The organism is Paenibacillus sp. JT31N17, from assembly GCF_056269255.1.
In genome coordinates this window covers 1,792,625-1,813,369 of sequence record NZ_JBWDNP010000001.1, presented here as the reverse complement: position 1 = coordinate 1,813,369, position 20,745 = coordinate 1,792,625, and the positions used below count along the sequence as shown (strand labels likewise).

The window sequence follows — 20,745 nt, the reverse complement described above, 5'->3', positions numbered from 1 at the left end:
CTATACTCCCCTTAAAAGTTTCCATCTACTTACCGGATACATGGTCATATTAGAATGAATGAGTAAAAACATTTCACGTACTGGGGGAGGGCATGTATGAGATCGTTTAAGAGAACAGCAATGGCAGGGATGGCTGCGGTGATATTGATGACCTTGTTTTCGGGTTGTTCTTCGAATAGTGCGAATTCGAAGAACGATACCCCTAGCAATACGAATAACAGCCAGACAACGGCAACTGAAGGATTCAAAAACGGAAAGTTCGATCCGCCGGTGACGATCGCTGTTGTCGCGGGCAGCGATTCGACAATTGAAACGAAGCCGGGTGAAAAAATCGAAGATAATTTCGTTACGCAGTGGGCGAGCGAAGAACTAGGCATCAATTTTAAGTATTTATGGGTTGTACCAAAAGACCAGACGGAGACGAAGACGCGTCTGATGCTTACGTCGGGGGAGAAGCTCCCCGATGTATTATGGTCGGGAGGAACGCTGCTTAGCGACTTGCTTGAATCTGGCCAATACAAAGAAGTCGGGGCCGACTTTGATAAGTATGCTTCCGAGGCGATGAAGGCTGCTTACAGTGATCCGTCACTTTGGGAGATCGTTGAACGCGACGGCAAAAGAATGGGAATTCCGGTTTTTGAACGGGCGGGTCAAAACAATGGCTTGATGTGGGTTCGCCAAGATTGGCTGGATAAGCTGGATCTGCAGCCGCCGAAGACGTTTGATGAATTGAATATAGTGCTTACGGCCTTCAAGGATAACGCCGACAAGCTCGGCGTTCCGGATTTGATTCCGTTAGGTTTGAGCTTGAAATCCGGTACAAGAGGCTGGTTTGGCGAAAGTACCTGGGTATTCGGACCATACGGAACTATTCCAGGGCAATGGGTGAAAGGAGATGATGGCTCTTTGCAATACGGAAGCCTCCAACCCGGTATGAAGCAAGGCATCGCCCATTTGGCAGAGTGGTATGAGACCGGGCTGATCAGCAAAGAGGTCGGCTTGCATGACGAAAATAAAGTTGCGGAGCTTGCGATGCAAGGCAAAGTAGGGATCATTGTCTCCCCGCCATGGTCGGCCGGATGGCCATATGGGGATATGGAGAAAAATGTTCCGGGCGCAGCGATGAAGGCGTACCCGATTCCATCCGATAACGGAAAAGGGGGATCTATGGATACGAACTTTAAATCGAGCGGACTGCTTGTGCATAAGGATTTCAAGCATATGGATGCGTTATTCCTGTATTTGAACAAAATATTCGAATATAAGAATCCTCCTGCGGGCAGCGCGTTTGAGAATGGATTCAAAGAAGGCTACGACTACGTGACCAAACCGGACGGCACGGTGTCCGTGGAGGAGAATGATTTCCCGGACAAACTGCAAATTTTTCCGGATAAATTTTTTATCGCGCCCATGCAGGACCCTTATCTGGAAATGCAGATGGCCTCGAAGTTGGTCAAGGGAGAACAACCTGAAACACCAGCCGAGAAGAAGGCGGCTATTTCCTATAAGCAAAATCCGGATCAGATGGAAGCCATAGCTACGGTTTATGATACGATGGGCCAGTATATCGCGAGCGCATATAACGGTGCGCCGACCCGGACACAAATCGATAGAGGGGCGCTGCTGGATAAGATGGAGTTTGAAGAACTGCTGAAATTTGTATATGGCAAAGTTCCCATTGAGAAGTTTGACGATTTCATCAAAGCATATAACAGCGCGGGTGGAGAGCAAGTCGCCCGGGAAGTGAATGAGTCTTACGCAAAAAGTCGCGGGAACTAATGTTTACTGCCGTCGCCCTTCAGCCGCTGTATCTGGCAGCTGAAGGGCGATTCTTTTTCGTTGGCGGGAGAATCTGAATATATTCATATATCCCCTTAAAAGTTTCGATCTATTAGAACGCGCTGCCCGGTATTACAATGAGCGTGTAAATCATATTCAGAAGGAGGCAGGGAATATGAAAATCGGAGTAAACAGCAGCGTCAAGCAGCATGCTTTCAAGAGGCTCAGTATGATTCAACTATTGACGATGCTCATTTTCGTCCTAACACCTCAGGTGTCTGGCGCGACCGGGAACCCGGTGCAGGTAGAAGTGGATCCGACGCTCGCGGAAGGCGCCAGTACTTTAACGCTGGGTATTACCCATACCCAAGTATTCTGGGAAAACGGGGAATCCGGGGCTGTGCAGCGCGCAAAGGATTTGTTGGCACCGGTAATTACGTATCAAAACCAGCATATTATGGGCTGGGGAGCGGACAACCCGCAACCTGACGAAGGCGGTCCGATCATTTTCGATTCACTCGACAGACGAGTGGACTTAATGCGGTCGTTGGGCGGAGAAATGGTACTTACCTTTTGCACAGCACCAGGTTGGATGAAAACGAGCGGCGATGATTGGAATATGGATGACCGGGTCGCAGATGAGCATGTCGACGAATTCGCCGAACTGGCCGCAGCGATAGCCGCGCGGTATCCAGACGTTAAGTATTTTCAAATCTGGAATGAATTCAAAGGATATTGGGACAATTCGATCCGGAACAGCGATGGCTCCAATGGAAACTACGATTACGTCCGGTATACGCAATTGTATAATGCAGTCTATACGGCGGTTAAAAAAGTGCGGCCGGATGCCGAGATCGGGGGTTATTACATATCGCTCAAAGGAGATGCCTCACATACACTCGGCTTCAACGGCAACGGCACGGAGACACCTTTCACTGCCAGGGATATGGATTCCATGGAATATTGGCTGAAGCATAAAGCAGGTGCCGACTTTATCGCACTGGACAGATGGTTGAAGGATTGGGGCAATCCGAACATGATGACGGAGCAAGAGAGTATGCAGTTAACATGGGTTTACAAGAAGGCCATTGAGGATATTCGAGCAAAGACGGACCTGCCGATCTGGTTTTCCGAATATTACACTCTCTATGACACAGAAGGAGGCAGCCAGTATATTGCGGCCGCTATGGCATCAATCTATGCCAATATGATTAAAGCTGCCGGCGATTCGCCGATCACCGCTCTGCTCTGGAATCCATCCGAAGGAGAGGCCGGAGTGAATCATTATCTCTTCACCAGTACGAACAGTCCGACTGGCGGACGACATACGCCTCATTATGAGGTTTATAAAGGGATGCATGATTATTTCCCGGCAGGGACGCCGTTATTTCAATCCATTTCTTCCGACCCCGGTATAGAAACTTTGGCGTCGGCATCTAAAATCATGCTGATCAATAAGGACGGCGTTCAACGGCACGTCGACGTAAACGGAACCCCGTACACGTTGGCCCCTTACCAGGTGCTTTTTGTGGATGCCCCCTACGCATTATCCGATTTAACGCTGTCAACCGATATATCCAGATTGAAATTCAAAGAAACGTCGCAATTGAAGATAAACGGCTCGCTGCGTGACGGCAGCCCGGCGGATTTGTCATCCGCGAGGATCGAGTTTACCAGCAGCAACCCGCGTGTCGCGACTGTAGCTGCCGATGGGCTGGTGACAGGCCATAAACAGGGCAGCGTTCAATTGACGGCGCAGGTTACGTTGAATGGCATAAAGCTGCAGTCGAATGCAGTGACCATCAACGTGAAGAACGGCAAAGGTTGAAAGAATAGCGATAGTAACGAGTAAAGGATGATGCAAATGGCTGCGATTGGGCGCTATGAGCGATGGACCAGGGAATTTCGAATAGAGTCAGATGTGACGACAGTCAAATTTACTGCTCCTTCCGGTGCCGTTTACGAACGGCCGGCTTATTCCCACCAACCAGCAATACTTGAGTATGATCATCGCGGCTATGAAGCTATCGTGATGAATGGAAGTCCAACGCTGGCTGTACGCTATACCCCGACGGAAGAGGGAACGTATACATGGCAAGCCATCGGGAAAAGTGATAGCGTTGCCGAGCAAGGCTCCTTCAGATGCGTGCCGGCCAAAAACACCGGATATGTACGTATCAGCCAACGCGACAACCGCTATTTTGAAACGACAGAAGGTGATTCATTCTGTGTGATCGGGGTGAACCTTTGCTTGCCGCCGAGCTACCCGCTGTCAGCCGGAAGTGAGTTTGAAACAACCAATGAACGGGGAACCTTGGGGTTGCTTGATTATAAGCGGTGGTTTCAGGAATTCAGCCGGAATGGCGGGAACTTTATCCGAATTTGGCTTTCCACACCGTATTTCGAACCGGAAACGGAGGTTGCGGGTGAGTTGGCGTTAGAGAAATTCACCCGTCTCGACGGGCTAGTTGAGCTGGCAAGGACGTTCGGCATTCGCCTGAAATTTTGTTTGGAGCATTTCCGGACAATTGGACCATCCCCCGGAGGCTGGTCGGCAAAAACATTACGGCATCCTGATTCTGGTCTTTCCCCAGGCAGCATGGACGAGTGGTTCACGACGCATACATGGCAGAAGCAGTGGTGGAAAAAGGTGAATGCATACGTGGCCCGTTATGGCGGGGATCCGACAGTGATGGCATGGGAGCTGTGGAACGAAATCAATGCCTGCCGCATATCGGAATGGTCTATTCTCCGCGACTGGACAGCGAGCACGGCCAAGAAGCTGCAAGCGCTTGTACCGGAACAGTTAGTCGTGAATTCGTTAGGCAGCTTCGACCGCAGCAAGTGGAAAAGCGTGTATAACGACTTTCATATGGGTGAGCTCGCCTTCCAACAGGTACATCGTTATCTGGATCATGGAGCGGAGCTGGAGGTTTGTTACGATGCCTTCCGGCTGGGAATCGATGCCGTGCAACAGAGCCGCAGGCCGGATAAGCCGGTGCTTCTAGCCGAAACGGGTGCGGTTAACGATGATCATACCGGACCGTTCTGCTGGTACCGGGCGGATCATCGCGGCCTTATTTTTCACGATACCGTGTATCCGGCTTTCTTCGCCGGCGCGGCAGGAATCGGCCAGATCTGGCATTGGGATGAATACGTGGACAAGAAGAATCTTTGGCCAATGTTCCGTTCTATGCATGTGCTTATGGACGGGATAGACCTCCCCGGAGAGCGGTTCGAGCCGTTCGAAACATCCGATGACCGTGTGTGGGTATTGGGACTGCGGGGGAAACGCCATATAGTCGGGATTGTTCGCAGCAAGCGGGATGATTGGCGGCATTTATATCTGCATAACCAGCCCCCTTCCACCATCGAGAACCTAAGAATTAACGCCTTTACACTCTTTTCGGGGCAGGTTGAAATGTTCTCGCCTTGGAATCCTGGTTTGACAAAATATGTTGACATCAAAGAAGGGCTATTTACCGTGCCGTCCTTGGAGATTAGTAGTTTCTTCAAAATTGCCTTGGACTAAAAGTAATGATTATGCGAAAGAGACAATAACCCGGAGATGACTCTTAGCATAGAAATCAGCAGTCAGCTTTTTATCAAAAAGGACGATAGTCCGAACATGTGATACAAAACCTATATTACACACAGCAGTTCAAATCGAAGCAAGCTCAGCCATTTACGATGAAAGTTTGAGGCAAGGATGAGTCTCGTCAAGCGGTCTTGAGTCAAAATTTGAGTGTTTAACCGATTCTAGAATTGCAAAAAGCACCGATCCATTGGAGAGGTGCTTTTTGGCATGTATGGAGAACAAGTACGATTTACGAAAAAATCTGGCCGCGGATTTCACCATCTGGATTTTGTATGGTGTGTACATTGACATAGGCGTTGCCTCTTTCAAATTCACGGACGAGATCACGGATTGTTTTTCCTTGTAGAGGACCGACTAAATCATTTTGAGTCAGGGTCCCCCTAATAACCCCTCGTTTTACGGAAATGCCAAATTTGGACGGGCCGAACAGAAACGCTACTACAGGACCGTTTACACCTTTTCGCCCAAGATGAATATGGGCTTGAGTTACCCGGTTTATATTTCGGATAACAAGCCTGAAAGATAATTTATCACCAGTACGGTTAAGCTGAAAAACTGCATTTCCTGTAGCAATTGTCCTTACAGGAGGTACTTCGTTTCTACCTTTCAAAATAGCTCTGAATGTTTTAATATCCTTCACCCCTCTTCGTTGATACAGTATTCTATTCCGTGTGGAAGGTGATGGCTTGTTCATTTGTCCAAGTCTGTTGGTATTCAGGACTTCCTGTTTCTTTTACATGGCAACTATTAGGAAGTTTCTTGTTTGCTTTCTGGATCTGGAGCTAAGTGAGTTAACCATTGACTTTGATTCTCCTAACTGGAACTAGCACTAGGGGGTGGTTGCTATCAGTCTAACAAAAAGCAGTATCTAAATCCGAAGCAATCAGAAAAGTACTGGACTATTACATCATCGGCGTATGCAAGTCTATCGCTTGTGGTGATGGCGGAAATGACTTGGATAGTTAGAGTACGTTGGCGCTGAAGCTATCGCCTATCAATGTCTGATTCCGGTATTCCCGGTCGAATCTTGATCGACTTGCCGGCTAATTATAATCTTGACGGGTTCAGAAAGGGAGTACTAGAATTACAATGAACAAAATTGTAATCGTTTACAAAATATGATTGAGCCAAAGGAGGCGGGATGAAATTGACTTTTTTGAACGATATAAACAAATTATGATATCACTTGGGAGACGAATAAAAATTCGTTCGCTGAAATCGAAGATTATTATTTTCTTCATTATTTTTGCAAGCATGATTTTGGTCCTTCAGATCGGGGTTTTCCAGCAATGGATCCGCTCGATCATTCTGGATAAATCGGAAACATACTTCCAGGGAACCGTTTATCAGATCGGACAACGGGTGGATATGCAATTTCAACAGTTTCAGACGATGGCGATCGGGATCGGGAAAGATCAGGTCGTCAAAAATTATTTGGCGGATCTGAAGGGACGATCCATCAACTATACGATTGCGAAGTATAAAATCAGCTACGTAATTTTACGAACGGCGAATTTAAGCTGGATCGACAATATGCGTATCTATCCAGTCGATGGTCAGCCTCCGATTAATCTGTACTATTCAAAACCGGTATTCACGGCAGACGCCGACATTCAAAGAATGATGACGGAAACATCCGGCTTGCAGCCAGAAAAGATTCTATGGAAGGAATCCCGGGCGGAACCCGGTCAGATATCGGCATTCTTGCCCATTCAGGAAACCGAAAGGTACGGCATTCTGCAAATCAGCTTGAGCGATTCATTCTTCAGCTTCCTTGACGATGTCCAGCTTGGCAAGCAGGGCGAAATCTATTTGGTGAAAGACGGTACCATCTTGTATGCCAAAGACCGGTCGCAGATTGGGAAAGCCCTGAATGAGCGGGAGAAAGCCGGAAGAAGCAGCACGAGAGGGCAATATGCCATGAGCGAAACGGGCTGGACCCTGGTAGGAATCGTTCCACAGGCTGAGATTTTACAACTGATCCACGAGTTCAACCGGATTTTCATTTTGATGGTCATTGCCATATTGGCGGCGATCCTGTCATTCGCAATGATGTCGGCAAGAGCTATTCTACGGCCTCTGAAGATGATCATTAAAGGCATGGAAAGCATTCAGCAGGGAAACTTGAACGTAAAGCTGGAGCATAAAGGCAATGACGAATTCAGCGCGATCATGTTCCAGTTCAATTACATGGTGGATCGGGTTCAAAGCCTGATCGAAACAGTATTTCAGCAGCAAAGGCGTCATCGGGAAGCGGAGATCGTAAGCCTGCTGTCCAAGCTTAATCCTCATTTTCTTTATAATTCCCTTGATATGATTTACTGGAAAACGATTATGAAAGGAGAGGAGGAGATTGGGGGCTCGATCGTTGCCTTATCCAACATTCTTCGCTACTCCATTTCTCACAGCCATGATTTCGTCACCGTACGGGAGGATATAAACCAGTTGGAAAGCTACTTAACGATTCAGTACATGCGGTTTCAAGATAAACTGAATTACAGCTTCGACATCCATCCCGAAATATGGGAAGACAAGATACCGAAGCTTGTCATACAGCCATTGGTTGAGAATACATTCAAATATGCGTTTCAGGATATGAAGCATGGCGGACACATTTCCGTTCGCGGTTACCGGATCAGCAGGGACGATTTGGTATTTGAAGTGGAGGATAACGGGATTGGAATACCCGAGGCGAGAGTTCAGCAGCTCCTTGCGGCCTGCGAGCAGGAGGACTCAGAGGAAGGTTTGGGCCTTGGCATACAGCTCGTGCATCAACGGGCGAAATATTTATATGGGGAGGGCTATGGAGTCTCGATTCAAAGCACCGTGGGAAAGGGAACGATCATTACAGTAAAGCTTAGCAATCGAACAAACATCAGACCGCTTTCAGTTAGTGAAGACAATGCCTGAAGAGGGGGATCAATCGATATGCTGAAATTGTTGCTGGTTGATGATGAGAATACCGTCCTGCAGGGTCTGAAGCATATTTTGTCTCAGTACTGCCCGAATTACGATATCGTAGGTACGGCACAGAATGCCGCCGACGCCATGCGACTGCTCACCTGCGAACAAGTTGATTGTGTCATTACGGACGTTAAAATGCCGGATATGAATGGGGTCGAGCTGACCAAGCTTATCCGATCGCAATACCCGGATACTTCTGTCATCGTACACAGCGGATATGCGGATTTTGAATTTGTCCGGGAAACCATGAAGCACGGCGCATGCGATTATTTGCTCAAGCCTTGCCATTACCAGAATATTATCGACAGTTTGCACAAAATAGAGGAGCGAAGGTCAAAAGAGAGCAAACAGGATGAGGAACGGGCGAATGAAGAGATGCTGAAGGAGGCGCTGTCGGGGAAACGGGTATTGACGGCAAACTGGACTGAACCGCATCCAAGGCTCATGGTGACGCTTGCGTCACATATTAGCGCCATTGAACGGGTCGCTCTGCTGCTCAAGGAGCGGTGGAAGTCGGGCATCATGCTGCAGGGGATGGAGGATTTGGTGTGCGACGACGGGCATGTCGTCATGATCTTTCGCGCTCCGGTAAACGACGACAAGTTCATGAGCAACCTTTGCGAAGTTCAACAGTTTTTGCTGGAGCAAGGCTACAGGACGTATATTGGCATTGGCGATCGGTTCGACGATCCGGGCAAGCTCAGACAAATCTATGAGGCTTGTCTCAGGCGGATGGATTTTGCCTCATTTAACGAGATTCCGCCCCTTTTAAATGCCATATCGTATTGTGAAAATATGAAGAAGCAGGAATCCTATTCATTCAGCTATTATTTCTCCATCCGGGTGATGGGAACGTGCATCCTGAAGGGAGATAAAGCCAAGCTGAAGCAGGTCCTCGGGGAAGCCGTCGAGGCGCTTGAGAGACTTCATCTTTATTGGGATCCGAAGCGGCTTAAGAACGAAGTACTTAAAGAGGTGCTGTTTCTTAAGGAGTATTTGGAGGAACACGGCGTCACGTCGATACGGCATGAATTGATCGATTACATGGATGAAGTGAAACGCCAGGCCACCTTCCATGAACTGATGCTGTGGATCAGGCGAGTCACAGCTTCGTTTCTCAGCCAGTCGGAGGGGGATGAAGCGATGCCGGGTTACATTCAAAAAGCCATCCGGTATATGGAGCAGCATTACATGGAGGAGCTTACACTCAAAAACGTGTCGGATACGGTTTTTTTAAATCCCTGGTACTTCAGCACGCAATTTAAGAAGTGGATGAACGTTTCCTTCAGCGAATACGTCAACCAGCTCCGCGTACGAATGGCCAAACAATTTCTGAAACAGAAGGATCTGAAAGTATATGAGGTGGCCGAAATGGTCGGTTTTCAGGATCCCGCGTACTTTAGCACCGTTTTTAAAAGCATTGAGCGGATGAGCCCGAAGGATTTTCAGAAAACGGTTACATGAATATCCCAATACGATTACAAGAAATCAAAGGATATTCAATTTTTTCAATAAGGGGCGGTGATACACTTTTGATATCCTAATCAAGGAGGAATCATAGTGATGAAAAATCAATGGTTGGTCAGTTATCTGTTGGCTCTTATTATTCTTCTGACGGCTTGTACGGATTCCGCCACGACGACCCAACCGAAGTCTGCCGTGGATACCCCGTCCGCGAGCAGCGGAGGGAAAATGACAGACGTCGGGACACCGCGAAACCAGACACTCATCGTGGATATTCTTAGCGGAAGAAGCCCGGACCCCGACCGCATGAATCCGTATATGCCGGGAGCGGTCGCGATGGACAGCGGTCTGCATCAGCTGATTTACTCGAATCTATGGGAAATCAATACGGTAAAAGGCGAGCAAATCCCTGATTTGGCGGCAACGATGCCGGAGCCCCTTGACAAGACGAATACAAAATTCAAATTCAAGATTCAAGAAGGCCTCACTTGGTCCGACGGTGTCGAATTTACGGCGGATGACGTGCAGTACACGGCGGATATGCTGCTGAAAACAAAGGAGATCGGATATAGCGGCTATTTTTCCAGCCTGGTGAAGAGCATGAAGGCCGTCGATAAATCGACGATTGAAGTGGAAACCGTGCAGCCGGAAACGCGCTTCGCGCAGAAGCTGGGCGTCGTGATCTGGGGGACATCGTTCCGGGTCATGCCAAGGCACATTTGGGAGAAGGAGGATCCGACGAAGTTCAAATTTACCGATCCGATCGGAGTCGGCCCTTACAAGCTGAGCAAGCGGGACCCGCAGGGCAACTGGTTCCTGTACGAGAAGCGCCAGGACTGGCAGAAGAGCGACGTCGGCAAGCTTGTAGGAGAGCCCGGACCTCCATATATTTTGTTTAAATACTTCGGTCCTGAAGAGAAGCGTATCGTAGCCGCTATCCAGCATGACATGGACATTCTTCAGGATATTACGCCAGAAAGCTGGGAGGTATTAAGACAGAAGAACACGTTTGCCCAGGCGTGGTACGATAATTTCCCGTACGCCGATATGAACGACCCTTGCGAGAGGGGGATGTCCTTCAACGCTTCTAAAGCTCCTTACGATAACGAAGATGTGCGATGGGCATTGACGCTCATGACCGATATCAAAAACGTTTCCATGGCGACATTTGGCGGCATGCTTCGCGTATCGCCGATTATTCTTCCGCCAATCTCCGTGCTGCAGGATAATTACCATAAGCCGATGACGGCGTGGTTGAAGGATTTTCAGCTTAGTGACGGCTATAAACCGTTCGAAGAGAGCTATGCGAAAGACATGGTCGACATGCTGAAGCAGCAGGGCATTAAAGGGCTGCCGACCGACTCGAAAGAAATGGTCAACACCTTTGGCGTAGGCTGGTTCAAATATGATCCCGATGAGGCCGCCAAGCTGCTGCAGAAGGCCGGTTTCGAGAAGAAGGGAGATAAATGGCTGAAACCGGATGGTACGCCCTGGAAGCTGACGATCAACGCCCCTGCCAATTTCGAGGTGCAATCGATGCGCCTGGCGTTCGCGGTTGCGGACAGCTGGAGAAAGAACGGCATTGATGTGAACGTACAGCAGATGGATGCCGCCACGTTCTGGGACAGCGAATCGACCGGCAGCTTCGAAGTCGGTTCATACTGGCCTGCATGCGGCCTGCTTCCGGACAGCACGGCCAACCTGCAGGGCTGGAATAAGGAGTATATTGTTCCCAACGGACAGCAGGCGCCGGGCAACCGGAACCGCTGGGCGAACGACCGCGTCAGCCAGTTGATCGAGGAGCTGAACGGGCTGGAAAGCAGCGATCCGAAGGTCATTCCGAACATTATGGAAATCAGCAAGGAAATGGTAAAAGGGATGCCGTTTATCCCAATGTTCGGCACATCCAAGTTCGTGCCTGTCGACACGTATTATTGGAAGGGATTCCAAACAGCCGAGAATGAATTCGAAGGACCGTGGTGGTGGTGGTCCCAGTTCAAGTTCTATACGCCCAATTATAAACCGACCGGCAAGTAGGACAGAAGAAATCGAAGCCTTTCATACCGGGTCCGGGTGTAATGTATCCGGCCCGGAATGCGCTTCAAAAAAGGGAGTGTGAGTCCCCATGGATTTCTATAAATTTTTATTTTCCCGGATTTTAACCTTTATCCTGGTCGTGTTCATCGGCATTACGGCGGTGTTCTTCGTACCGCGATTCCTGCCTTCGGACCCGGTGGAAGCGATGATCGGACAAATGACGTCCAAATCCGCGTTTCTCGATCCGAAAGCCGTTGAGACGCTGCGGGAAACGCTGAACGATTCCTTCGGACTGCAGGGCTCGGTTGCATCGCAATACTTCGGTTTTTTCAAGCGGGTGCTGCTGACTCAGGATTTCGGGCCTTCATTGGCCAACTATCCCGCTCCTGTCAATGAGCTGATCGGACGCGCGCTGCCCTGGACAATGGGCCTTTTGCTGACTTCCACTTTCATCTCCTGGCTGATTGGCAATACCGTCGGACTGCTGGCCGGATTCCGGAAGGAGAAGCCGTATTCCAAATTCTTTGAAGCCCTGTCTATCGCACTCTATCCGATTCCCTATTATATCTTCGCGCTTGTACTGATTATGCTGTTCTCCTATATCATTCCGGTCTTCCCGCTCACGGCGACGTTTCAGGGGGCCGGCTTTACATGGGAACATATCAGGAGCCTGCTGGTGAACTCGACGCTCCCCGCATTGTCGATGATTCTGGTCGGCACCGGCTGGTGGGTGATCAGCATGAAGACGATTTCGTCCGGGATCGCAGAGGAGGATTATGTGCATTTTGCCCGGTTGAAAGGTCTGAAGGAGCGTAAAATTATGACCCGTTATGTCCTGCCGAACGCGGCGCTTCCTCAGGTGACCATGCTGGCGCTGCAGCTCGGAACTATTTTTAACGGAGCGCTTGTCACGGAAATCCTCTTCGGCTATCCGGGAGTCGGAACGCTTATTTATAACAGCATTTTGCAGGCCGACTACAACCTGATTATGGGTACGATCACGCTGTCCATCATTGCCGTTGCGGGAGCGACGTTTATCGTGGATTTCCTGTATCCGTTCCTGGATCCCCGTGTGCGCTATAAATGACCAGAGGAAAAAGGAGGAGAAGTCATGAAGAATTGGAACTTTCGATTAAAAACGGGAGCTGCCATCCTTGCCGTTTTCCTTATCCTTGGACTAGTATTTCCTTGGTTTTACTCGGGAAACCCGATCGAGTGGGGAACGTATCCCAAAAATTTAAAGCCAAGTCCGGCGCACTGGTTTGGCACGACGAACCTGGGCCAGGATACGTTCTGGCTGCTTGCGAAATCGCTGCAAAACTCGTTCATCATCGGCATTACCGTCGCATTCTTCGCCACCGTAATCGGGGCGCTGCTCGGGCTGATCGCCGGTTTTAAAGGAGGTTTTTTTGACCGGCTCATCACGCTGATGACCGATTCGTTCATTGTCATTCCGTCGCTGCCGATCCTGATCCTTCTCGGTACCCTGCTCAAGGGCAGGGCGTCCCTGCTTTATATTGCGCTTATCCTGATTATTTTCAACTGGCCGTGGCCCGCGCGCCAGCTGCGGGCGATGGCGCTGTCGCTGCGGGAGCGCGACTTTATCAATACCGCTGTATTCTCCGGCAGCAGCACGTTGAAAATTATCGTCAAAGAGATCTTTCCGTTCGTAGCGGGATGGTCGCTTGCGAACTTCGTCAATACCATCCTGGTCGCGATCGGCTCGGAATCCGGGCTTGCGGTCATCGGGATGTCGAGCAACGAGAAAGCGACGCTCGGCACGATGATTTACTGGGCGAATCAGCATCAGGCGATGCTGGCAGGCCGTTGGTGGTGGATCGGGTCTCCGGTTGTCTCGATTGCTCTTATCTTCATTGCCCTGTTCCTGACCATGACAGGATATCAGCAATATTCTGCGCTAAGGAGAGGGAAATAGTATGCTGAGATTGAACAACGTAAGCGCTCAATACAATATGCTAGGCAGCTATGTGAAGGCGGTAGACCGAGTCAATTTCGAGGTGCGAAAGAATGAGATCTTCGGGATTGCCGGAGAATCGGGCTGCGGCAAATCGACCTTGCTGAAGGTCATGTACGACCTGATCGCATATCCGCTGGAAATATCAACGGGCTCCGTTGAAATTCATTCCACGCAAAAGGACGGCAGGCCGATTGTCTATACGAACGGAGACATTCATAAGAGCTGGTGGAAAGTCATCTCGTATGTCCCTCAGGGAGCTATGCATGTGTTGAATCCTGTGGCGCGCGTGAAGGGGCAGTTCTTCGATGCAATCGGCAAGTATCACGGAAAGAAAAACAAGCGGCTGCTGCAGGAGGAGATCGTACAGTATTTAAGAGAGCTTGAGCTCCCTCCAGAAGTGCTGAATGCTTATCCGCATCAGCTGAGCGGCGGCATGAAGCAGCGCGTCCTGATTGCGCTGGCGACGTTTCTCCATCCCGAGATCATACTTGCCGACGAGCCGACGACCGCCTTGGATGTCATTGTGCAGCGGGGGATACTGACGATGCTCTCCCGCGTCCAGAGAAAGATGAAGAACTCGATGGTAATCGTCTCCCACGACATGGGCGTTCACTACCAGATTACAAACCGGATGGGCATTATGTATGCAGGGCAGATGATTGAAGTTGGACCGACGGAGCAAATCTTCAACAGCCCGCAGCATCCTTACACGAAAATGTTGATTAACGCGCTCCCGAGAATCGGAGATAACAGCCAAAAGGAGGGAATTCCCGGTACGCCGCCGAGCTTGAAAAACCCTCCTGCCGGCTGCCGGTTCGCAGCGAGATGCCCACTGGCGATGGACCTTTGCCGGATGAAGGATCCTGCGGAGTCGGTTGTCGGGGAGGATCACTTCGCGAGCTGCCACCTGCTGAACGATTCCCATTCGCTGCAAAGGGGTGAAATCATTGTCCGCTAATATATTGGAAATTAATCAGCTAAGCCGCAGCTTTAAAATCGGAGGCATGGTGCTCGGCAAGAAGATCATGGCTGTCGACAAGGTTGATCTGAAGCTGCCTGGCGACAAACCGCAAATTTTGAGCATCGTCGGTGAATCCGGCAGCGGCAAGACGACGCTGGCGCAAATGATTCTGCGTCTGCTGGCCCCTTCCTCAGGTGATATTCTCCTTGGCGGCGTCCCGCTCTCAGCCTATGGGAAGGGTAAGAACAGGAAGGCATTTTTCAAGAAGGTACAGCCGATCTTCCAGAATCCGTTCACGTCGTTCAGTTCGCAGAAGACCGTCGACTCCTATCTGTACGATACCGCGATCAATCTTGAAATTGCCGCAAACAAGAAGGAAGCGCAAGCGGTCGTAGCGGAGGTGCTTCATTCGGTTGGTCTTGATCCGGACCATATTAAAGGGAAGTATCCGAACCAGTTTTCCGGCGGGGAGCTGCAGCGTATATCGATAGCGCGGGCGCTTATCCCGAAACCGAGTCTGATTGTAGCAGACGAGCCTGTCGCGATGATCGACGCTTCGCTGCGGATGAACATCGTCAACCTGTTTCTCAAGCTGAAGGACCAATATAAGGTCAGTTTCATTTACATTACGCATGATCTCTCGACGGCTTACTATATCAGCGATTATATTGCAACCATGTACCGCGGCCAGCTCATCGAGTTCGGGGATGCGAGAAGCATTCTGAACAAGCCTTCCCATCCATATACCGAGCTGCTGCTAGATTCCATTCCGAGAGTAGGCAAGAAATGGGATGAAGATCTCACGCTCCCCGATTGGGATGGTGTCCAATCAGACGGATCCGGTTGTAAATTTGCCGGAAGATGCAAATACGCGAAGGACGCGTGCCGAGCCGCACCGCCTTACATGGTTGACATTGAACTGAAACATGAGGTGTTATGCATTAAACATAACGAATACCAAACCACACGATAACAGGAGGTAATGAACATGCTGCAAAATCACGGTTTAGGCTTCGGTTTATCCACCGCCCCATTAATGACCAACGGTAAATCCCGCTCCATCTCGGCCGAGAATCCGAAGGGCGAAGCAGGCGCAGGCGGAAAAGAAGCAAGCCATCTCGGAGTGGCGCGCAAAGGCCGCCCTTGTATCACGCTTGCCCAGGGAGACACGGTAACTCTCGCAGAGATTACAGGGCCGGGCGTTCTCCAGCATTTCTGGATTACCGTTACCGATCGAACGGATAAGGGGTATTTCGTCCTGCGGGATTTAGTGCTGCGGATGTACTGGGACGACGAAGCGGAGCCTTCGGTGGAGGCGCCGCTTGGCGACTTCTTCTGCAACGGCTTTGGAGCCCGCAGCAATGTTAACTCCCTGCCGGTCGTGGTCAACCCGACAGGAGGCATGAACTGCTATTTCCCGATGCCATTCCGCAAATCGGCGAAGATCACGGTGGAGAATCAGCACGCTGGAGATATTCAAGGCTTCTTCTATCAATTCAATTACACGCTCGTTGATGCGCTCCCGGAGGAAGCAGGCTATTTTCATGCCCAATGGCGAAGAGAGAACATGACGACAGAAGCGCAGGATTACACAATTGTGGACGGCATTAAGGGAAAAGGCCATTACGTGGGCACCTACCTGGCATGGGCCGCGCTTGAGCGGTACTGGTGGGGCGAAGGCGAGATCAAGTTCTTTATGGACGGCGACGTGGAATGGCCGACGATCTGCGGCACCGGTACGGAGGATTATTTCGGCGGAGCCTGGTGTTTCTATGAGAAGCGCGACGGCAAAATTGTAGAAACCCCCTATAACACGCCTTACATGGGCTATCCGTTCTACTCAAAGGAGGACAACACCCGCAGCGACATCTTCGGCGAAGACAGCGTTCCGATGCACGGTCTGTATCGCTGGCATCTGATGGACCCGATCCGCTTCGACAGCGAGCTGCGGGTTACGATTCAGCAGATAGGCCATAACAGCCGCGCCCTGTACGAACGAACGGATGATGTGTCTTCCGTCGCATACTGGTACCAGGCCGAGCCGCACGCTTCATTCCCGCAGCTGCTGCCTGTAAACAAGCGTTGGCCGCGGTAAGGCCAACTCTTCCTAATTATAATTAATTCAAATAAAAATTTATTGGGCAGAGGTAAGAATAAATATTATGGATTGGTGTCGCGCAACTGCGCGGCTTTTTTTTATCGGTACAGGTTCTTGTCAAAAGTTCTTGATAAAGAACCTGTATGGATCGTCGCAGGCTCAGGTCATGTGTTGTAAAACAACCGGAAACACATGCCACTCACTTCTGCTGAAGAGGGGTAAACAAATTCATCTAAGGAAGGGTAATTTTTATATTGTCCGCTTTCTTGACAGCGGCCTAACCATACTAAAGTATCTATTTTATCTTACCTTTTCCTGTAATATTGTTATCAAAGGCAGGTACTACAAGGAGGTTAAATATGCCATCAAACAATTATTCTAATTCATTAAAGTTGAGGAAGAGTACAAATTCAGGCAGAAGGTCTGCAGTAATTACTGGGGTATTATTAATAGCCGGGTTGGTTGCAGGTATATTTAGTGTTGTTCCTGATATAGATGGAGCAGACTACCTTGTAAAGGCTTCTACAAATGAAAATAAGGTAAAAATAGGGGCGTTTTTCCAGTTGTTAATGGTTGTTGCATATGTTGGTATTCCTATTTTAATGTATCCGATTTTAAGTAAGCATAATAAAGGTTTAGCTCTTGGATCTGTTGCTTTCGGCATCATTGCGGGTGTGTTCATTATTATTGGTGTAATCATTCTTCTGTTGCTATTGACATTGAGCCACGAATTTTCAAAAGTTGGAGCTCTGAATGTATCGTATTTTCAGACCCTGGGTGGATTGTTACGAGAAGGACGTGATTTGGTAAACCATGTGGCAACGACACTGGCATTTGTTTTGGCTATGTTCTTGTTTAACTGCATATTTTACCAAACAGAATCAGTTCCACGTTGGTTGTCAGTTTCGGGTCTTATTGGGTCTACATTGTCCATATTGGCAAGCTTATTATTTATGATTCGCTTCATCGGTCTGGATGCCACCTACATGATGTTGAACATTCCAATAGCCTTTCAACAATTGGTTTTGGCTTTATGGCTAATTATTAAAGGATTCAACCCAACGGAACAGCATTCTGTATCCAATTAAGATGAATGCTCTAGAAAAGCCACACTTGGTCATCCAGACTCCAGTTGCGCGTCTCCGCTGACCAACGAGTCAGATGCTACCCAGGCTGCAAAATAGTGGGGAGTGGGTGATTTCCCCAAAGTTAAAAGCACCATAGAGGGTCTAAGGTGCTGAGGAAAGGGGGGTTCCTTAATTTATAATATATTCGGTAATCACTAATTTGTTTGGACATTCATCCGTAATTTCAGAGACTCCTTAATAACATTTTTTTATGAGCCGGTTGACTATGAATCTTAAAAAATCCGCAAATAGAGGATATTCTTTGCCTTGCCCATTAAGGAGTACTTAGAATAGAATGTATGATCTTACTAGGAAAGGGGGAAATCAGCGTGGGAACTTTTCTTGATCAACGCAGTTCGATGAATGCAAATGCTTCCGGTTCCATTAACGTTGCCCTTACAGCGGCTCCGGTGTTATTTGGTATTGTTGGTCTACAAACCCGCAACGTCGCGAACCCGATTGTGGATCTTACAGGAACAATCGGATTTAGCGCTGCTGCTGCAGGAACGACCATTGCTGTTCAAGTTCGTCGCGGAGCCTTGGTTACAGACCCCATTATTTATTCCGCCATATTCACAGCTGGCATTGCAGGCATTAATACACGCAGCTTTACAGCACAAGACCTATTGGCACCCGCTGCCGCACAAACGACTTACTCTGCCTTTATAAGCAGTGTGGGCGTTGGTGTATCCCGGATCGGACCTGAAGTGTTCTGGGGACTTGCCTCATCCACGGTCTAATTCTTCAAAGAAGCTATACGGCTAAGCTCGTGTAGCTTCTTTTTTAACTATTTACGCAATGGAAAGGGTGATAGAATCGATTTCGGTCAGTTTATGAATGATCGTGCCAGTTTGGTTAACGTCTGGAGATAGAGAAGCCTGAGATTCCCGATAGGGTTTATAATACCAAGACCTCGCGTTAGTTGAACCTATCTAGCTCCGTTAACATTTCAGTTTTATCTTAGAGAAAAGGATTCCTAACCAATTCGGATGCAGAATCGACCCCCGCTCCATTTGGATTGTTCCAGACCGGAACGGTGGCAATCACCGTATTGGTTAACCCGGCAATGACAGAAACATTATTAGTGTCGCGGTTTGGTACGTTGGTTACGCCATCTATTACAGAAACGGTATCAGATTGAAATTGGCTACATAAATCAGGTTAGTTACTGGATTGGCGCCTATCCCTGTGGCCCAATCGGACTCTGCGGTCCAATTGCTCCCTCTGACCCCGGCGGGCCGATCGGCCCTTGCCGCCCCACCGAACCCAATCTTCCTTTGCATAGTACCCGTTTACGTTTTTTTTGATGTCTCGCCTTTTTTAAAGTTCTTTTTTCTCTTCTTGGCGCGAATGACTACAGTTTTCCCGCTGCAGCCCTGTTTTCGACGGATCCTGCAAGAAACCAAATCGCACACCTCCTGGATAGATGTGCTGTATACGATGACACTGGTTTATTTACTGGATGGGCTGTTGATAGGCATTAATCTATTTTCATTGAAAAATGGGTTGAAAACTCCTATTGTTCATGTCATAAGTCGGGAAATGGGATCAAGTTCTTGTCATCGGCTAATGACAAGAACTTGATTTTCATGCCTATACTTTCATGAAGATATTTAAAACGGATGGAATACTAGATGAATCTCCCATATACAAAGACCTATTTTCAGTAAAAAATAGATAGTTGTTTAGCTGTGTGAGACAAATGTCCATGCCTTTAATAGATAAATGGAGTAGTATACAACAAACTATGTGGAGGTGTTCGAATTGGGTTGTCCTCAACTTAAACGAAAAAAGGGCTGCAAAAAGAAAACAGTTATAGTTCGCCCTTCTGAGAAAAAAAACCGGTTGAAGAAAAATTGTTGTTGCAAGAAAATTGTTGTCAAAGAACAAGTTGTACAGGTGAATATTCCTTCAGGGGCTTTAGGTGCTGCTGGTGCTGTTGGCACAGCAGGAACTGTCGGTGCTGCAGGAAGTGTCGGTTCTGTAGGCACAGCAGGAAGTGTAGGTTCTGTAGGTACAGCGGGTAGTGTAGGTACTGCAGGTTCCGTGGGAGTTGCAGGTGCCGTGGGTGCTGCAGGTGCCGTTGGACCAACAGGTCCAGCAGGAGGAGTATTAGGCTTTGCAGATTTTTTTGCATTGATGCCTCCTGATAATGCAGCGACAGTTGCTCCTGGTACAGACGTAAGTTTTCCACAAAATGGACCTATTAGTGGGACGGCTATTACCCGGACGAGTGACAGTACATTTAATCTGTCTGCCATTGGCACTTATCAGGTCTTGTTTGAAGTAAGTGTATCTGAGGCAGGCCAACTGATTTTAACTCTTGATGGCGCTGACCTGGCCTATACGGTGGTCGGGCGAGCCACAGGCGCTTCTCCGATCGTAGGAATGGCTCTTGTGCAAACGTCAGTCATCAATTCAATACTCACTGTACGAAATCCTGCAGGCAATGCCGCGGCACTAACCATCACACCTGTCGCCGGAGGAACAAGGCCTGTTTCAGCACACCTTATTATCACGCGAATTGCTTAGAGAATGAATGGCTCTAATGTAAGGTAAATCATCGTGTTTGTCTTTTGCACGATCGGTGTCCATTCGTATATGGAGGTCAGCCAGTTTTCGGGTTGACCTCTAATAAGAGGTTAATCGTAAAGATGGTTGCTCTTATGGATCTTCACATAAGCTCATGGTGGTCAGGGTCGCGCAACAGTAGTGGAACGATAGCATACAGCGCAAGCC

General features: G+C 48.8%; 15 protein-coding genes. 14 read left to right on the top strand and 1 reads right to left on the bottom strand.

The annotated features are described in order from the left end of the window. The first annotated feature begins 96 nt into the window (after nt 1-96). From AC0YOB_RS07585 to AC0YOB_RS07575, 3 genes are all read left to right on the top strand, one after another. Complete coding sequence (locus AC0YOB_RS07585) at nt 97-1,779, top strand: extracellular solute-binding protein (RefSeq protein WP_475792253.1); 1,683 nt, start codon at nt 97-99, stop codon at nt 1,777-1,779. A gap of 175 nt (nt 1,780-1,954) precedes the next feature. Continuing rightward, the gene (locus AC0YOB_RS07580) at nt 1,955-3,607 is read left to right on the top strand and encodes an Ig-like domain-containing protein (protein WP_475792252.1); all 1,653 of its coding nucleotides are present in this window, start codon (nt 1,955-1,957) and stop codon (nt 3,605-3,607) included. A 36-nt stretch (nt 3,608-3,643) separates the two neighbouring features. Then, complete coding sequence (locus AC0YOB_RS07575) at nt 3,644-5,311, top strand: glycoside hydrolase 5 family protein (protein ID WP_475792251.1); 1,668 nt, start codon at nt 3,644-3,646, stop codon at nt 5,309-5,311. A gap of 295 nt (nt 5,312-5,606) precedes the next feature. Here the strand turns inward: AC0YOB_RS07575 and AC0YOB_RS07570 are convergent, their stop codons facing one another. Next, nucleotides 5,607-6,008, bottom strand: coding sequence for a CHRD domain-containing protein (locus tag AC0YOB_RS07570; RefSeq protein ID WP_475792341.1), 402 nt, complete (start codon nt 6,006-6,008; stop codon nt 5,607-5,609). Nucleotides 6,009-6,553: 545 nt separating this feature from the next. Here AC0YOB_RS07570 and AC0YOB_RS07565 point away from each other — a divergent pair. The 11 genes from AC0YOB_RS07565 (at nt 6,554) to AC0YOB_RS07515 (ending at nt 20,538) form a co-directional block, all read left to right on the top strand. Next, nucleotides 6,554-8,287 (top strand): sensor histidine kinase, encoded by a 1,734-nt coding sequence (locus tag AC0YOB_RS07565; protein WP_475792250.1) that lies wholly within the window; start codon nt 6,554-6,556, stop codon nt 8,285-8,287. A gap of 18 nt (nt 8,288-8,305) precedes the next feature. Beyond that, nucleotides 8,306-9,805 carry a response regulator gene (locus AC0YOB_RS07560; RefSeq protein ID WP_475792249.1) on the top strand — a complete coding sequence of 500 codons (1,500 nt, stop codon included), beginning with the start codon at nt 8,306-8,308 and terminating at the stop codon, nt 9,803-9,805. A gap of 99 nt (nt 9,806-9,904) precedes the next feature. Beyond that, nucleotides 9,905-11,842, top strand: coding sequence for an ABC transporter substrate-binding protein (locus tag AC0YOB_RS07555; RefSeq protein ID WP_475792248.1), 1,938 nt, complete (start codon nt 9,905-9,907; stop codon nt 11,840-11,842). An 88-nt stretch (nt 11,843-11,930) separates the two neighbouring features. Further along, complete coding sequence (locus tag AC0YOB_RS07550; protein WP_475792247.1) at nt 11,931-12,929, top strand: ABC transporter permease; 999 nt, start codon at nt 11,931-11,933, stop codon at nt 12,927-12,929. Nucleotides 12,930-12,953: 24 nt separating this feature from the next. Further along, a complete protein-coding gene (locus AC0YOB_RS07545) occupies nt 12,954-13,778 on the top strand; it encodes an ABC transporter permease (protein WP_475792246.1) in 825 nt (274 codons plus the stop codon). 1 nt (nt 13,779) lies between these two features. Beyond that, nucleotides 13,780-14,778, top strand: a complete 999-nt coding sequence (locus AC0YOB_RS07540; protein ID WP_475785555.1) for an ABC transporter ATP-binding protein — start codon at nt 13,780-13,782, stop codon at nt 14,776-14,778. Next, on the top strand, nt 14,768-15,754 hold the full coding sequence (locus tag AC0YOB_RS07535; RefSeq protein WP_475792245.1) for an ABC transporter ATP-binding protein: 987 nt from the start codon (nt 14,768-14,770) through the stop codon (nt 15,752-15,754). Before AC0YOB_RS07540 ends, AC0YOB_RS07535 begins: the two co-directional genes overlap by 11 nt. Nucleotides 15,755-15,769: 15 nt before the next feature. Continuing rightward, nucleotides 15,770-16,876: a glycoside hydrolase family 172 protein gene (locus AC0YOB_RS07530; protein ID WP_475792244.1), complete on the top strand. Its 1,107-nt coding sequence runs from the start codon at nt 15,770-15,772 to the stop codon at nt 16,874-16,876. A gap of 362 nt (nt 16,877-17,238) precedes the next feature. Further along, on the top strand, nt 17,239-17,967 hold the full coding sequence (locus AC0YOB_RS07525; RefSeq protein ID WP_475792243.1) for a DUF4386 domain-containing protein: 729 nt from the start codon (nt 17,239-17,241) through the stop codon (nt 17,965-17,967). A 368-nt stretch (nt 17,968-18,335) separates the two neighbouring features. Beyond that, nucleotides 18,336-18,746 carry a hypothetical protein gene (locus tag AC0YOB_RS07520; RefSeq protein WP_475792242.1) on the top strand — a complete coding sequence of 137 codons (411 nt, stop codon included), beginning with the start codon at nt 18,336-18,338 and terminating at the stop codon, nt 18,744-18,746. A 1,024-nt stretch (nt 18,747-19,770) separates the two neighbouring features. Further along, entirely contained in the window at nt 19,771-20,538 is a 768-nt protein-coding gene (locus tag AC0YOB_RS07515) for a collagen-like protein (protein ID WP_475792241.1), read from the top strand. Nucleotides 20,539-20,745: the final 207 nt, after the last annotated feature.

Excerpts from the sequence above, each read along its gene's own strand:
- AC0YOB_RS07565 (WP_475792250.1), top strand. The coding sequence starts at position 6,554 with ATGATATCACTTGGGAGACGAATAAAAATTCGTTCGCTGAAATCGAAG.
- AC0YOB_RS07540 (WP_475785555.1), top strand. The coding sequence starts at position 13,780 with ATGCTGAGATTGAACAACGTAAGCGCTCAATACAATATGCTAGGCAGC.
- AC0YOB_RS07550 (WP_475792247.1), top strand. The coding sequence starts at position 11,931 with ATGGATTTCTATAAATTTTTATTTTCCCGGATTTTAACCTTTATCCTG.
- AC0YOB_RS07530 (WP_475792244.1), top strand. The coding sequence starts at position 15,770 with ATGCTGCAAAATCACGGTTTAGGCTTCGGTTTATCCACCGCCCCATTA.
- AC0YOB_RS07575 (WP_475792251.1), top strand. The coding sequence starts at position 3,644 with ATGGCTGCGATTGGGCGCTATGAGCGATGGACCAGGGAATTTCGAATA.
- AC0YOB_RS07555 (WP_475792248.1), top strand. The coding sequence starts at position 9,905 with ATGAAAAATCAATGGTTGGTCAGTTATCTGTTGGCTCTTATTATTCTT.
- AC0YOB_RS07585 (WP_475792253.1), top strand. The coding sequence starts at position 97 with ATGAGATCGTTTAAGAGAACAGCAATGGCAGGGATGGCTGCGGTGATA.
- AC0YOB_RS07580 (WP_475792252.1), top strand. The coding sequence starts at position 1,955 with ATGAAAATCGGAGTAAACAGCAGCGTCAAGCAGCATGCTTTCAAGAGG.
- AC0YOB_RS07545 (WP_475792246.1), top strand. The coding sequence starts at position 12,954 with ATGAAGAATTGGAACTTTCGATTAAAAACGGGAGCTGCCATCCTTGCC.
- AC0YOB_RS07525 (WP_475792243.1), top strand. The coding sequence starts at position 17,239 with ATGCCATCAAACAATTATTCTAATTCATTAAAGTTGAGGAAGAGTACA.
- AC0YOB_RS07560 (WP_475792249.1), top strand. The coding sequence starts at position 8,306 with ATGCTGAAATTGTTGCTGGTTGATGATGAGAATACCGTCCTGCAGGGT.